Source organism: Streptomyces sp. NPDC090119, assembly GCF_044747085.1.
In the GTDB taxonomy this organism is placed as follows: domain Bacteria; phylum Actinomycetota; class Actinomycetes; order Streptomycetales; family Streptomycetaceae; genus Streptomyces.
Window position 1 is genome coordinate 326,169 of record NZ_JBIVDK010000007.1, and the last position, 14,215, is coordinate 340,383.

The 14,215-nt window shown below is 72.7% G+C and carries 15 protein-coding genes; 7 read left to right on the forward strand and 8 right to left on the reverse strand.

The features are described from left to right. Positions 1–22: 22 nt before the first annotated feature. Positions 23–796 (reverse strand): SDR family oxidoreductase, encoded by a 774-nt coding sequence (locus ACIPPM_RS28700; protein WP_401453124.1) that lies wholly within the window; start codon positions 794–796, stop codon positions 23–25. A gap of 182 nt (positions 797–978) precedes the next feature. On the opposite strand from ACIPPM_RS28700, the gene ACIPPM_RS28705 reads away from it, so the two are divergent. After that, entirely contained in the window at positions 979–2,220 is a 1,242-nt protein-coding gene (locus ACIPPM_RS28705) for an exo-beta-N-acetylmuramidase NamZ domain-containing protein (protein ID WP_401452948.1), read from the forward strand. 41 nt (positions 2,221–2,261) lie between these two features. On the opposite strand, the gene ACIPPM_RS28710 is transcribed toward ACIPPM_RS28705, so the two are convergent. Continuing rightward, on the reverse strand, positions 2,262–5,054 hold the full coding sequence (locus tag ACIPPM_RS28710) for a penicillin acylase family protein (protein ID WP_401452950.1): 2,793 nt from the start codon (positions 5,052–5,054) through the stop codon (positions 2,262–2,264). A gap of 256 nt (positions 5,055–5,310) precedes the next feature. Here ACIPPM_RS28710 and ACIPPM_RS28715 point away from each other — a divergent pair, with 256 nt between their 5' ends. Then, a complete protein-coding gene (locus tag ACIPPM_RS28715; RefSeq protein WP_401452952.1) occupies positions 5,311–5,913 on the forward strand; it encodes a hypothetical protein in 603 nt (200 codons plus the stop codon). Positions 5,914–5,935: 22 nt separating this feature from the next. Next, positions 5,936–6,658 carry a 3-keto-5-aminohexanoate cleavage protein gene (locus ACIPPM_RS28720; RefSeq protein WP_401452954.1) on the forward strand — a complete coding sequence of 241 codons (723 nt, stop codon included), beginning with the start codon at positions 5,936–5,938 and terminating at the stop codon, positions 6,656–6,658. On the opposite strand, the gene ACIPPM_RS28725 is transcribed toward ACIPPM_RS28720, so the two are convergent. Further along, positions 6,643–7,359 (reverse strand): hypothetical protein, encoded by a 717-nt coding sequence (locus tag ACIPPM_RS28725; RefSeq protein ID WP_401452956.1) that lies wholly within the window; start codon positions 7,357–7,359, stop codon positions 6,643–6,645. The genes ACIPPM_RS28720 and ACIPPM_RS28725 overlap by 16 nt on opposite strands. Further along, on the reverse strand, positions 7,346–7,822 hold the full coding sequence (gene soxR / locus ACIPPM_RS28730) for a redox-sensitive transcriptional activator SoxR (RefSeq protein WP_401452958.1): 477 nt from the start codon (positions 7,820–7,822) through the stop codon (positions 7,346–7,348). Before soxR ends, ACIPPM_RS28725 begins: the two co-directional genes overlap by 14 nt. Positions 7,823–7,928: 106 nt before the next feature. On the opposite strand from soxR, the gene ACIPPM_RS28735 reads away from it, so the two are divergent. Further along, entirely contained in the window at positions 7,929–8,390 is a 462-nt protein-coding gene (locus ACIPPM_RS28735; RefSeq protein ID WP_389004812.1) for a MaoC family dehydratase, read from the forward strand. Positions 8,391–8,412: 22 nt separating this feature from the next. On the opposite strand, the gene ACIPPM_RS28740 is transcribed toward ACIPPM_RS28735, so the two are convergent. The 3 genes from ACIPPM_RS28740 to ACIPPM_RS28750 are packed head-to-tail and all read right to left on the reverse strand — an operon-like array spanning position 8,413 to position 10,618. Beyond that, positions 8,413–9,036 (reverse strand): TetR/AcrR family transcriptional regulator, encoded by a 624-nt coding sequence (locus ACIPPM_RS28740; RefSeq protein ID WP_401452960.1) that lies wholly within the window; start codon positions 9,034–9,036, stop codon positions 8,413–8,415. 58 nt (positions 9,037–9,094) lie between these two features. Then, positions 9,095–9,406, reverse strand: coding sequence for a YiaA/YiaB family inner membrane protein (locus tag ACIPPM_RS28745; RefSeq protein WP_393606649.1), 312 nt, complete (start codon positions 9,404–9,406; stop codon positions 9,095–9,097). Positions 9,407–9,466: 60 nt separating this feature from the next. Beyond that, complete coding sequence (locus ACIPPM_RS28750) at positions 9,467–10,618, reverse strand: acyl-CoA dehydrogenase family protein (protein WP_401453126.1); 1,152 nt, start codon at positions 10,616–10,618, stop codon at positions 9,467–9,469. A gap of 106 nt (positions 10,619–10,724) precedes the next feature. On the opposite strand from ACIPPM_RS28750, the gene ACIPPM_RS28755 reads away from it, so the two are divergent. Genes ACIPPM_RS28755 through ACIPPM_RS28765 form a run of 3 tightly spaced genes read left to right on the forward strand, consistent with a single transcriptional unit; the run spans position 10,725 to position 13,107 of the window. Next, positions 10,725–11,372, forward strand: coding sequence for a TetR/AcrR family transcriptional regulator (locus ACIPPM_RS28755; protein ID WP_401452962.1), 648 nt, complete (start codon positions 10,725–10,727; stop codon positions 11,370–11,372). A gap of 40 nt (positions 11,373–11,412) precedes the next feature. Next, positions 11,413–12,126, forward strand: a complete 714-nt coding sequence (locus ACIPPM_RS28760; RefSeq protein WP_401452964.1) for an ArsR/SmtB family transcription factor — start codon at positions 11,413–11,415, stop codon at positions 12,124–12,126. Positions 12,127–12,174: 48 nt separating this feature from the next. Continuing rightward, a complete protein-coding gene (locus ACIPPM_RS28765) occupies positions 12,175–13,107 on the forward strand; it encodes a DMT family transporter (RefSeq protein WP_401452966.1) in 933 nt (310 codons plus the stop codon). 21 nt (positions 13,108–13,128) lie between these two features. Here the strand turns inward: ACIPPM_RS28765 and ACIPPM_RS28770 are convergent, their stop codons facing one another. After that, complete coding sequence (locus ACIPPM_RS28770) at positions 13,129–14,214, reverse strand: Zn-dependent alcohol dehydrogenase (protein ID WP_401452968.1); 1,086 nt, start codon at positions 14,212–14,214, stop codon at positions 13,129–13,131. Between the last annotated feature and the right edge of the window lies 1 nt (position 14,215).

A 14,215-nucleotide genomic window follows, 5' to 3' on the forward strand; every position in this document is an offset into this window, starting at 1 on the left:
CCCATCCCGCGGCGGGGCCCGGTCAGCGGGAGTCCTCCCAGGCGCGCTGGAGCCGGTTCATCCCGCCGAGCCATTTGTCCGGGAGGGCGGCGCGGGCCTGGTAGTACTCGGCCACCTCGGGGTGCGGCAGGATCAGGAAGCGGTCCTCGGCCATGCCCGCGAACAGGGCGTCGGCGACCTCGGCCGGTTCGATGGCGGTCGGCTGGAGCACCAGGTCGCCCGCGCTGCCGGTGGCGGCCAGCATGTCGGTGCGCACGCCCTGCGGACAGATGGCGTGCACCTTGACGCCCCGGTGGCGGTAGGTGAGGGACAGCCACTCGGCGAAGGCCAGCGCGCCGTGCTTGGTGACGCTGTAGGAGGGCGCTCCGATCATGGTGAGCAGTCCGGCGGCGGAGACGGTGGAGACGAACCGGCCGCCGCCGTTCTCCAGCCAGTCGGGGAGCAGTTCGTGGGCGGCGCGGACGTGGGCCATCACGTTGACGTCCCAGGACACCGCCCAGGAGCGCTCGTCCAGCGGGGCGCCGGGCGTGCCGTCCTCGAAGGCGACGCCCGCGTTGGCGCAGTACACGTCGATGGTGCCGCCGAGTGCCGCGCGGGCCTCGGCGACGATGCCGGAGGCGTCGCCGGGCACGGCGGTGGCGCCGATCTCCTCGGCCACCGCCTTGGCCTTGTCTGCGTCGAGGTCGTTGACGACGACCCGGGCGCCCTCGGCGGCGAACCGGCGGGCGAGGGCGGCGCCGATCCCTCCGCCCGCTCCGGTGACGACGACTCCGGCGTCCTGCACGGCTTCCACCAGCGGCCTCCTTCGCGCTACGGCTCTGCGCGGCGGTACGGCCGCCGCGGCGCCAGACTAACCAGTCGGTATGCCGGAGGGAAGGGGAATCCCCGTCGGTCCCGGTCCGGCGCGTTCCCTGGCGGGCCGCCAGGCGCTAGCGTCCGCGTGGTCATGGCACCCGCCGCGCTCACGGAGGTCCTCGTATGACGCTGTCCAGACGGAGCCTGCTCGCCACCACCGGCACGGCCGCGGTCGGGGCCGCGGTCCCGGCCCCCGCCTCGGACGACGGTGCGGGACACCGGGTGCGCACCGGGTTCGAGCGGCTGGCCGCCGACGGCTACGCCCCGCTGTCCGGCCGGAAGGTCGGCATCGTGACCAACCCGACCGGGATCACCCGCGACGTCCGGCACATCGTGGACGTGATGCACGGCGACGACCGGGTGCGGCTGACCGCCGTCTTCGGCCCCGAGCACGGCTTCCGGGGCACCGCCCAGGCGGGCGGTTCGGAGGGGCGGTACGACGACCCGGCGACCGGGCTGCCGGTGTACGACACGTATCTGAAGAGCGGCCAGGCGCTCGCCGACGTGTTCACCGCCTCCGGGGTGGACACGGTGGTCTTCGACATCCAGGACGCGGGTGCCCGCTTCTACACGTACATCTGGACGCTGTACGACTGCATGGAGGCGGCGGCGCTCGCGGGCAAGCGGTTCGTGGTGCTGGACCGGCCGAACCCGGTGACCGGACGGGCGGCCCTGGGGCCGGTGCTGCATCAGGAGTTCGCCACGTTCGTCGGGCGGCGGCCGATCGCGCAGGCGCACGGGATGACGGTGGCGGAGCTGGCCCGGCTGTTCAACGGGGAGTTCCTGGAGAAGCCGGTGCCGCTGGAGACGGTGACCATGACCGGCTGGCGGCGCGCGATGTTCTTCGACGACTGCGGGTTGCCCTGGGTGCCGCCGAGCCCGAACATGCCGACCCCGGACACCGCCCTGGTGTACTCCGGGACCGGTCTGTTCGAGGGCACCAACCTCTCCGAGGGCCGGGGCACCACCCGCCCCTTCGAACTCCTCGGCGCGGAGGGCATCGACGGCCGCTGGGCGGCGGAGGCGAACCGGGCGGGGCTGCCGGGGGTGCGGTTCCGGGAGGCGTACTTCGCGCCGACGTTCTCCAAGTTCCAGGGGAAGGCGGTCGGCGGGGTGCAGCTCCATGTGCACGATCCCGCGGCCTTCGACCCGGCGCTGACCGGGGTGACGCTGCTGGTGTCGGCGCGGCGGGTGTGGGACGGGTTCGCCTGGCGGCCGGACAACTGGATCGACAAGCTGACCGGTTCGGAGCAGGTGCGCACGATGATCGACGCCGGGGCCGGGGCGGAGGAGGTCGCGGCGGCCTGGCACGGGGAGCTGGCGGCGTTCCGCCGGACGCGGGCCAAGTACCTGATGTACCGCTGAGAAGCGGCGGCCCCCGTACGGGAGCCGCCGCTCAGCGGCCGTCAGCGGTGCGAGGTGTACTCCACGACCTGCTGGTAGGTCGGCCGGTTCTGCCAGCTGATGTTGCCGTGCTTGATGCCGCCCAGGGCGCGCTGCTGGATCGAGTCGGCGCACCACTGGTCCCCGGCCGAGCACAGGTCGTCGCCCGGATAGACCTGGGCGGCGGTGAGCCCGGCGGCCTGCTTCAGCGTGCCGAGCAGGGCGTCCCGGCAGGCGGAGAGGCTGCCGTCGCCGCAGTACTTGCGGGAGAGCCCGCCCTGTACCGGCTCACCGAGCACCGCCCGTATGTCCTTGTCGACATAGCTCCACCAGCCGTACTGGAAGGAGCTTCCGGCGTGTGAACCGGTCGGGCCGTGTCCGGCGGAGGGTGCCTCGTCCACGGGGAGGTTGGCGGTGAAGGCGCCGTACAGGTCGCTGCCCAGGCCGGGTTCGAACTCGGCCTTCACCAGCAGCGGCCACCAGGCGTCCAGGACGCGGATCGCGTCGGAGTCGGCGTACTTCTTCGAACCCGCCGACGTCTCGGTGCGCCTGGCCCCCGCGTTCAGCCAGGTCTGGAGCTTGGTCACCGCGGCCGCTGCCGTCGGGTCGCTCACGGGGGCGGAGTTGACGACCTTCAGCAGCCCCGGCAGCACGTCCTCGGCGCGCAGGTCGGCCAGGGCCGCGTCCGCCATGGCCTGCACCAGCTTGGTCCGGGTGACCCCGCCCTGCGCGACCAGCTTGCTCACCCGGTCGTCGAGGAGATCGCCCCGGTGCACCGAGCCCTCGCCCCAGGGCGCGGCGGTGTACGCCTCGGCCTGCTTGTTGTTCCAGGAGATGTAGTAGTCCTGGTCGATGGAGTTCGGGTGCGTGCTGGCCGGGGTGTAGTCGGCGGTGTTGGCGGCCGGGTCCCAGTTGCGCCACTCGTAGGCGGGCTGCGCCCACACCGGGAACTCGGCGTCGACCCCGCTGGCGCGGACCGGGTTGTCGCCGCTGTTGTAGTACGCGGTGTGCGCGGAGTCGGCGTAGAACCAGTTGAAGGTGAAGTTGATGTGCTGGGCAGCCTTCTGGAAGTCCTCGGGGCCCTTCACATAGCCGGGGTCGTTGAGCAGCTGGAAGCCGATGATGGAGTCGGCCTCATGCAGGTAGGAGGAGCGCAGGGTGGTGTAGGCGACCTTCTTGCCGCCGACGGTCGCCCGGTACTGCACGGGCCCGTACTTGGTCCGCCACACGCGCATGGCGTACGAACCGGCGGCGGTGCCGTCGGCCACGGTGGGCTTCCAGGCGTTCTTCCGCTCGACCTGCTCCATCGCGGTGCAGGTGCCCCGGTAGAGGTAGTGATGGTCGTCCTGGCACAGCTCGACGGCGTAGGTGTCGATGATGTCCTGGCCGGAGGTGGTGGCGCTCCAGGAGTAGTCCTGGCCGCGGCCGAGTTCGACGTACATGCTCAGGCCCGCGAAGGAGGCGCCGCGGGCGCTGATGCCGGGGCCCTGGATCTCCTGCAGCATCAGGAGCTGCGGGGCGAAGTAGCCGGTCTGCGGGCCGAAGACGGCGACCGGGTGGCCGCTCGCGGTGTGCTTGCCGCTGACCACCAGCGCGTTGGACATGCCGCGCCGGGCGGAGCTGAGCGCGTCCTTGGCGACAGCGGTGGCGGATTTCTTCGCGCTCGCGGTGCCCGCGCTGCCGGTGCGGTCGTAGACCAGCGGTTCCTGGGTGACCGAGCCCGCGTCCGGCAGGGCCCGGCCCTGGGGGCTGTCGGGGCGGGTGGCGTAGGGGAACTTCTGGCCGTCGTGGAGGGTGAGGACGGCCTCGGGGTCGTTGCGCTCACGGAAGGACTCCCAGACGCGGGTGCCCTCCTCGACGCCGTACTTGGACTGGGCGGCGATCAGGGAGAGGGCGTTGTTGACCTCGCCGCCCCCGCCGGAGCCGAACAGGGTGCCGACGACCGAGGCGAGCGCCACCAGGTCGGTGACCTTGAAGTGGTCGATGGTACCCGCGTTGGTGATGGAGTCCTTGTGGCCGGTGAGGACGTACTCGCCGGGGAAGTAACGGCCGCTGTCGGAGGCGTCGATGTAGGCGTTGATGCCGTCCAGGTAGGCGGTGACGTCGGCGAGGGCCTGCTGTCCGCGCTCGCCGTTGCGGGCCACGGCGCCGTCGATCTGCGCCTGGAGGTCGGCCTCGGTGTAGGGGGCCTGGCGGTAGAACTCCTGCTCCAGGCCCTGGTTGGCGGGGGCGCCCCCGGCGAAGCCGGTCAACTGGCCCCGGCCCACGTGCCGGAACACGTCCATCAGCCAGAGCCGGTCCTGTCCCGCCGCGTACCCGGCGCCGAACTCGGTGCCGTAGCGGGTGGTGCCGGTGATGTGGGGCACCCCGGTCTTCTTGTCCCGGACGATCGTGACGTCGCTGCGCCCGGCGGGCTTCTCGGTGGAGGCGACCTGGCCGGCGGGGACGCCGAAGGAGGCGTCGTTGAAAAAGTTGTTGATCTTCGCGTCGGTCAGGCCGGGGTGTCCGGTGGCGAGATTCGCATAGGGGCCGAGCTGGTCCTCGGCGTGCGCGGGCTGGGTGCCGAAAGCCTGGTTGAGCAGGATCTGCGCCAGGGTGGCATTGCCGTTCTCACCCGGCGGAAGGATGTCCGAACACTGGCCGGAACAGTAGTCGTTCGTCGCGGTGGGAGCGCTGGTGGCGGCCGCCGCCTGACCGATCGGTGAAAGACAACCCGCGATCAGGACGCATATCGAGGCCGTCTTCAGGAACCCGGAGAGTGTGCGAGGAGTTCTGAGTCTGTCGGACAACACGTTGTGTGGGGTACGCCGTGGCATGGCTGCTCCTCCCGACGGGGATGGGCCGGACGTTACCGCCGGTATCCCCGCGAACGAAGATGAACATGCGTCAAGTTCGGCGGCCACTCGGGCCGGTGCCCGGCGGTCAACACGGAGCGCGTTATGGGAGGGCATCGGAAATCGGATGGAGCCGGATCGGCCCGCGACACGTCTATCCGGCGACGTCGCGCGACAGCCGTACGGCGACGCCGAGGTGACCGAAGAGCGGACACAGGTGTGACGGAGGTGCAGGGCGATGGCCGGATTCCGAAGTCTGGCGAGACAGGTGCGCGATCCGCGATGCGATCTGGCGCTGCGGCGCTACTCGCTGCGCAAGTGCCTGGAGCGGTTCGCTCCTTACGGGCACCGGGCGACCTGGGACCATCTGTGCGGGCGGGCCGGTTTCGGCCCGGAGGACCGCTCCCCCGACCCGGCGCGGCTCGTGGCCGCACTGGTGGAGCTGGAGCAGGCCCGCGCGGTGTGGCTCACCTACGAGGCCGATTTCGCGGAACGCCGGAAGAAGGAGAAGCACGACGGCCTGCGCAGGCCGGGCAGTGTCGACGACTGGCACCGGATGACCTGGGGCGGCTTCGGTGTCGCCTGGTGCGACGACCCGCGGCTGCACCCCCGTGAGCCGCTGGCCGACGTACTGCACCGGCTGATCAGCGCCTTGGAGCGGGACCCGGGGTCGGTGTGCCCGGTGTGCGACGGCGAGCGGCTGGTGTGGCGGTACGGCCTGGACCACGCGCCGTCCGCCGGGCCGGTGTGCGCGGACTGCGGCATCCTGGTGCCGCGTCCGGTGCTCACCGACGACGCGCTGGCGTCGGCGCGACGGGAGCGGCTGCTGATGTCGGCCTGACCGGGTGCGGCACCATGGTCCGGTGCAGGTCTGTCTGAACGGGAGCAGAGCGGCGGCGGACGGGGCTCAAGTCCCGCTGACGCCGGATGAGTTGGAGCGGTCGGCGGCGGAGGCGGTCGCCGCCGGGGCCACGGAGACGCATGTGCATCCCCGGACGCCGTGCGGGCGGGAGTCCCTGTCCGCACGGGTTGTCGGGCCCGTGGTGGAGGCGCTGCGCGCGCGGGCCGGGGTGCCGGTCGGGGTGACCACCGGCGCCTGGGCCGAGCCTGATCCGGCCGAGCGGCTGGAACGGGTGCGCTCCTGGTCGGTGCTGCCCGACTTCGCCTCGGTCAACTGGCATGAGCCGGGCGCCGAGGAGCTGGCCGGGCTGCTGCTGGCGCGGGGCGTCGGCGTGGAGGCGGGCATCTGGTCCGGCACCGGGAGCGCGGCACGCTTCGCGCTCTCGCCGCTGGGGCCGCGCGTGCTGCGGGTGCTGGCGGAGGTGACGGACACCGACCCGACGACCGCCGAGGTGTCCGCGCACGCTCTGCTGGCCGAGCTGGGCGCGGCGCACGGCCGTCCCGTCCTGCTGCACGGCGAGGACGGCGGCGCGTGGCCGGTGCTGCGGCTGGCCGGACGGCTGGGGCTGGCGACCCGCGTCGGGCTGGAGGACACGCTGTTCCTCCCCGATGGTGAACGCGCGCCGTCCAACGCCGCGTTGGTGGCGGCGGGGCTGGTGGAGCACGGGGCTCAGCGGACCCAGTAGGGGTCGCTCCAGCGGGCGTCGTACGGCAGCGCGAGGAGGGCCGCGCGGTCGGCGAGGTCGGCCAGGCCCCGGGGGCGGAGGCGGGCCGGTGCCTGCTCGCCCAGCCAGGTCTGGAGTTCGGTGAGCGTGGCGGCGGAGGGCTCCCACAGGAAGCCCGGCCGGCGGTCCAGCATCAGGTCGTCCAGCCATTGCTGCACGCAGGCGGCGAGATGGGCGTCCGCCTCGGGACCGGGCGCCCAGTCGGCCAGCGGGCCGGTGACTCCGCCGAGGATCGCGCAGGCGGTCTCGAACAGGTCCGGGATCGGGTAGGGCGGCTCGGCGGTGGTGAGCGCAGCCCGCCACCAGGCGCGTACGAACGTCTCGACCGCCGTCGCCTGCCCGCCGGGCCACGACCGCCAGTCCGCCACGCTCAGCCCGTGCGGCGCGTACCCGGCGTCCGCCAGGGTGCCGTCGGCCATGGCGTGCGCGCACTGCGGCAGCAGGCGGCGCATCGCGGCTTCGTGGTCGGTGAAGTGGTGTGCGCCCTTGTACAGGAAGCGGCTCACCAGTTCGGCGGGCACATGTGAGCCGGGTGTGCGCAGGTACGCGGCGTCCTCGGCGGGGCAGCAGTAGCGGGCGCAGCCGAACTCGCCCGGACTGGCCTCGCCGTTGAAGACCACGTCGATCTCCGCGAGCGCGGCGGTGAGTTCAGGAGTGCGCACGGGGCTCCCGTTCCTCCCGCATCAGCCGGGACCCGGCACCCCGCTCGCCGAAGACGTCGTCCGGGTTGGACAGGACGCAGGTGGCCAGGGAGAGGCAGCCGCAGCCGATGCAGTCGGTGAGGTGGTCGCGCAGCCGGTTGAGCTGTCTGATCCGGTCGTCCAGCTCCGAGCGCCACGCCTCGGAGAGCCGGGCCCAGTCCGCGCGGGTCGGGGTGCGTTCCTCGGGCAGCTCCGCCAGGGCCTCGCGGATGGTGGCGAGCGGGATGCCGACCCGCTGGGCGGCGCGTACGAAGGCGACCCGGCGCAGGGTGTCGCGGGTGTAGCGGCGCTGGTTGCCCGTGGTGCGGCGGCTGCTGATCAGGCCCTTGGACTCGTAGAAGTGCAGGGCGGAGACGGCGGCGCCGCTGCGCGCGGACAACTGGCCTACGGTCAGCTCGTGGATCTTCTCGGGAAGCTGGGGCACCGTCCCGAGCCTACCGACCCGCCGGGCCGGGCGAGCCGTTGACAGGGGCGGTGGGCCCGACCATGCTAAGCAGTTGCTTAGACCGACGAAGCGAGAGGCCGGGATCATGGCAGAACCGAGGACCTTCCACTCCCCCGACGAGCTGAAGGCGGCCGTGGGCGAGCAGCTGGGCCACACCGACTGGCTGGAGGTCGACCAGAAGCGGATCGACCTGTTCGCGGAGGCCACGGGCGACCACCAGTGGATTCACGTGGACCCGGAGAAGGCGGCCGCGGGCCCGTTCGGCACCACGATCGCGCACGGCTACCTCACCCTCTCCCTGCTTCCCCTGTTCGGGCCGCAGCTCATCGCGGTCGAGGGCGTGAAGATGGGCGTCAACTACGGCACCAACAAGGTCCGCTTCCCCGCTCCGGTGCCGGTCGGTTCCCGGCTGCGCTCCACCGCGGTGATCACGAACGTGGAGGACGTGCCGGGCGGGGTCCAGGTGTCGGTCGCCTTCACCGTGGAGCGCGAGGGCGGCGACAAGCCGGTGTGCGTGGCGGAGTCGGTGTCCCGGTACTACTTCTGATCCCGGTGTGCGGGCGTCGGGGTCAGTGGGCCCCGACCATCCGCAGCACGAGGCCCGCGTACAGCTCGCCGACCTGTTCGGGGGTGCGCGGGCCGTCCACGTTGAACCAGCGGGCCACGTCGATGCAGAGCGACAGGATGGCGAGGGTGGTGCCCTGCACGTCGGGCACGTCGAACTCGCCTGCCGCCACCCCGTCCTCGATGATCCCGCGCACCTCGGCGTCCACCTGGCGGCGCAGCGCGACGATCTCGGCGCGGGCGTCGGGGCCGAGCGCGTCCAGCTCGTACTGCACGACGCGTGCGGTGGTGCGGCGCCCGGCGTGCCAGCGGACGAAGGAGCTGACACCGTCCGCGAGCCGCTCGGCGGCCGTGCCGTCGCCCCGCGCGGCGGTGCGCAGGATGTCGAGCGCCTTGTCGTGGCCGATGCGGCTGATCCGGTGGAGCAGCTCTTCCTTGGTCTTGTAGTGGATGTAGAGCGCGGCCGGGCTCATCCCGGCCCGGCCCGCGATGTCGCGGGTGGTGGTGGCGTGGTAGCCGCGCTCGGCGAAGGCGTCCACGGCGGCGACGAGCAGCCGCCGGGCCGCGTCCGGGGTGACCTCGGCCCACGCGTCGGCCTCGCCGACGACCGTCTCCTCCGCCGCACTCATCGCTCGCCCCTCTTCGGATGACAGGAGCACCACCATACCGCCGAAGGTGAGCGCTCGCTTAGTGAGACTTCTGCCGGGGGTCGGGGGTCTTGCGGTACGGGTCGTGGGCGGTGAGGAGTTCCTCCATGCGGGCCTGGTCGACTCTGCTGACGATCTCCCCGGCCTCCTGTCTGTCCCGGATCACCTTGGCGAGGGTGAAGGCGGAGGTGACGAGGTAGAGGACGGCGATGGCGAGGAAGCCGCGCACCCAGGCGTTGGCGTCCAGCCGGTAGATGCCGATCGCGGTGGCCGTCATGGCGACGGCGAAGGAGGCGACGGCCTGGCCGTAGAAGGCGGCCGTGCTCTGCTGCTTGACGGGTGTTTCGCTCATGGCACGAGTCTCGGCGGACGCGGCGCGCGCCACATCCGCCGAGGTACTCAGTACCCGTACTCAGAAAGCGGAGACGCCGGTGAGCGCGCGACCGATGAGCAGTTTCTGGATCTGGCTGGTGCCCTCGTACAGGGTCATCACGCGGGCGTCGCGGAGCAGCTTGCCGACCGGGTACTCGTCGATGTAGCCGTAACCCCCGAACACCTGGAGGGCGTTGGAGGCGGCGCGCACGGCGGCCTCGGAGGCGAACAGCTTGGCCTTGGAGGACTCGGTGGCGAACGGCTCGCCCCGGTCGACCAGGTCGGCCACCCGCCAGGTCAGCAGCCGGGCGGCGTCCACGTCCACGGCGATGTCGCTGATCAGCTCCTGCACCAGCTGGTGCTTGGCGATGGAGGTGCCGAACTGCTCGCGCTCACCGGCGTATCGCACGGCCGCGTCCAGGGCGGCCTGGGCTATGCCGACGCAGCCCGCGGCGACCGACATCCGGCCCTTGGCGAGCGCGGACATGGCGACGGAGAAGCCCTTGCCCTCGGCGCCGACCATCGCGGACGCGGGCACCCGCACGTCCTCCAGCACCAGTTCGGCGGTGGCCTGGCCGCGCAGGCCGAGTTTGCCGTGGATGGTGCGGCGGGTGAGGCCGGGCGTGTCGGTGGGGACGAGGAAGGCGGAGACGCCCTTGTGGCCGGGGGCGTCGGTGGAGCGGGCGAAGAGCAGGACGACGTCGGCCCAGGTGCCGTTGGTGATGAACATCTTGGTGCCGCTCAGCACGTAGTCGTCGCCGTCGCGTACGGCCCTGGTGCTGAGGTTGCCCGCGTCGGAGCCGGTGCCGGGCTCGGTGAGGCCGAAGCAGCCGATCAGCTCGCCGGAGGTCAGTCCGGGCAGCCACCGCCGCTTCTGCTCCTCGTTCCCCCAGGCCGCGATGGACTTGGCGACCAGACCGAGGGAGACGGAGACGATGCCGCGCACGGAGGAGTCGCCGCGCCCCAGCTCCTCGGTGACCAGGCAGTACGCGAGATGGTCGCCGCCGGAGCCGCCGTACTCCTCGTCGATGGTCAGGCCCAGGAAGCCGACCTCGCCGAGCTTCTTGACGATGCCCCGGTCGACCTCCTCGGCGCGGTCCCAGGCGGTGACATGGGGGGCGATCTCGCGCTCCACGAAGTCACGGGCCAGTCGTCGTACGGCCGCCTGTTCCTCGCTCAGGCCCAGGTTCACCACGCGATCACCCCACACGGCCTCGACGGGAACCCGTAAGGCCCTTGAAAGACGTACATTTAAATTAGCAGTGCTAGTTTCTGCTCGCAGCCCTACTATGTGCGCCATGGCCCGACCGCGCAAGCCCCTGCTCAGCACCGACCGGATCGTGCGGACGGCACAAGCCCTCGTGGACGCGGAGGGCCTGCAGGCCGTCTCCACCCGGCGGCTCGCCGCCGAACTCGGGGTCAGCGGGCCCTCGCTCTACAACCACTTCCGCACCAAGGACGAGATCCTGGAGGCGGTCGCGGACGCGGTGAGCGCGCAGGTGGATCTGTCGATGTTCGAGGACGGCCGGGACTGGCGGACCGCGCTGCACGACTGGGCCGTCTCCTACCGGTCCGCGCTGCGCGACCACCCCAACATCGTCCCGGTGCTCGCCCGCGGCCCCGGCCGCCGCCCGGCCGGACTGCGGCTGGCCGACGCGGTGTACGGGGGGATGGTCGACGCGGGCTGGTCCCCGGCGCAGGCCACCTCGATCGGCGCGCTGATGCGGTACTTCGTCATGGGCTCCGCGCTCAGCTCCTTCGCGGGCGGCTTCGTCGACGACGCGAGCGCCTACGACCCCGCCGACTATCCCCACCTCGGGCAGGCCCACCTCCTCGCCGAACAGCAGGAGAAGATCGACGAGCGCGCCTTCGAGGTGGGGCTCGCGGCGCTGCTGGCCGGGCTGGCAGCGCAGTACGGGCAGCCGGACCCGGGAGCCCGCGCATAATTCGGCGGGCGCCGAAGTGTCCGTGCCGCATGCTGGGCACATGACCGCCAGCGAACCGTGCGCCGCCGCCCTCGCCTCGCTCGCCGCGCTGCTCGCCGACGAGACGCGGGCCGGGTGCCTGCTGGCCCTGCTGGACGGGCGCGCGTGGACCGCCGGGGAACTCGCCCGGCACGTCCGGGTCGCGCCCTCGACACTCACCGAGCACCTGAACCGGCTGGTCGCGGGCGGTCTGCTGGTGACGGAACGCCAGGGGCGGCACCGCTACGTCCGGCTGGCCGACCCGCGCACCGCGCAGCTCGTCGAGGATCTGGCGGCGCATCTGCCGCAGGACGTGGTGGTCCACGTCCCGCGCACGCTGCGGGAGGTCCGTACCCAGTCCGCGTTGGCGCGCGGGCGCACCTGCTACGACCATCTCGCCGGGCGGCTGGGGATGGCGGTCACCGACGCGCTGACCTCGCGCGGGCTGCTGCGCCAGGACACCGGGTTCGCGCTGACCGACGAGGGGCTCGCCTGGTTCGGCGTCGCGGGCATCGCCGTCGACCGGTCCACCCGGCGCCCGCTGGCCCGTTCCTGCCTGGACTGGACGGAGCGGCGCCCGCATCTCGGGGGTGCGGCGGGCGCGGCGCTGTGCCGACACGCGCTGGACACCGGGTGGTGCGTCCGCGTGGGGTCGGGGCGCGCGGTGCGGGTGACGGCCGCCGGGGAGCGTGCGCTGGCGGAACTGCTGGGCATCGACGGGCGGGCGCTGGTCTGACGCCTTTCGTGCCTTCCACGTTTTCACCGATCCGATCCGAGGAGTCCGATGGACCTCAGTCCGCGTCATCGTCTGCTGCCCGCGGCCGCCGCCGTGGTCGCCGTGCTGCTGTGGGCGTCCGCCTTCGTGGTGATCCGTACCGCCGGTGAGGCCTATTCGCCGGGCGCGCTGGCGCTCGGGCGGCTGCTGGCGGGCGGTCTCACCCTGGCCGCGCTGTGCGCGATACGGCGCGAGGGCCTGCCGCCACGCGGGGCCTGGCCGGGCATCCTGGTGTCCGGGGTGCTGTGGTTCGGCTTCTACATGGTCGCCCTGAACTGGGGCGAGCAGCGGGTGGACGCGGGCACGGCGGCCCTGGTGGTGAACGTGGGCCCGCTGCTGATCGCCCTGTTCGCCGCCCGGTTCCTGGGCGACCCGATGCCGCCCCGGCTGCTGGCAGGCATGGCGGTGTCCTTCACGGGCGCGGTGATCGTGGGTCTGTCGATGTCGGCCGGGGGCGGCGGTTCGTCGGTGCTCGGGGTGGTGGCGTGCCTGCTCGCGGCGGTCGCGTACGCGGCCGGGGTGGTCGCGCAGAAGCCCGCGGTGGCCCGCGCGAGCGCCCTCCAGGTGACGACGTTCGGCTGTCTGATCGGCGCGGTCGCCTGCCTGCCGTTCGCCGGGCAGCTGATCTCGGAGGCGTCCCACGCCCCGCTGTCGGCCACCCTCGGCATGGTGTACCTCGGCGTGTTCCCGACCGCGCTGGCCTTCACCGCCTGGGCCTACGCGCTGGCCCGCACCAGCGCCGCCAAACTGGGTGCGACGACGTACGCCGTGCCCGCGCTGGTGGTGCTGATGTCGTGGCTGGCGCTGGGCGAGGTGCCGGGGCCGGTCATGCTCGGCGGCGGTGTGCTGTGCCTGGCGGGCGTGGCGGTGGCCCGCTCGCGGGGCCGTACGGCGCCCACCCAGGTGGCGGACACCGCGCCGAGCCCCGACCGGGTGTCCTGAGCCCCGACCGGGTGTGCTGGGCTACTGGAACACCACCAGCGCCCGGCCGCCCCGACCGGCGAGCATGTCGTCGAAGGCGGCCGGGATGTCCTTCAGGGTGATGTGCTCGGTGACCAGCGCCGAGAGGTCGAGCCGGCCCTCCCGGACGTGCCCGGCGATGACCGGGAGGTCGCGGGCGGGGTCGGAGTCGCCGTAGACGCAGCCGGTCAGGGTGCGGCCCCAGTGGAAGATCTCCAGGGCATTGAAGGTGACCTGCTCGTCCTTGCCGCCGATACCGACGACCGTGGTGCGGCCGCCCCGGCGGGTGGACTCCCAGGCGGCGCGGATGCTCCGCGCCCGGCCCGCGCACTCCACGGCGACGTCGACGCCCTGCTTGCCGGTGAGGGCGCGGATCGCACGCGGGGTCTGCTCGTCGGCGAGGACGAAGTCGGTGGCGCCGCAGGCGCGGGCCAGCTCCTCCTTGTGCGGGGTGACGTCGACGGCGATGATCCGGGACGCGCCCGCGATCCGGGCCGCCTGGAGGGTGGCGAGCCCGACCCCGCCGACCCCGAACACGGCGACCGTCTCGCCGGGCTGGACCCGTGCCGAGTGGTGGACGGCGCCGTACCCGGTGAGGACGGCGCAGCCGAGCAGGGCCGCGTCGATGAGCGGCACCCCCTCGGGCAGCGGCAGCGCGCAGGCGGCCGGTACGACGGTCTCCTCGGCGAACGCGCCGACGTTGAGGCCGGGATGGAGTTCGGTGCCGTCGGCGGTTTGAGCGTGGACGCGGGCGGCGCCGTCCAGCGCGTGCCCGCACAGCCAGACCTCGCCCCGCGCACAGGCCGGGCAACCACCGCAGGCGGGCGCCCAGTTGAGGACGACGGGCACACCGGGTACGAGCCCGGCGACCCCCTCGCCCACGGCGGTCACGGTGCCCGCGCCCTCGTGGCCGAGGACGGCCGGGACCGGCACCCGCATGGTGCCGTTGGACAGGGACAGGTCGGAGTGGCAGACCCCGGCGGCGGCCAGGTGCACCCGCACCTGGCCGGGCCCGGGCTCGGGCAGTTCGATACCGGTGATCTCCAGCGGTGCCCCGACGGCGGGCAGGACGGCGGCTCGTACGGTCATC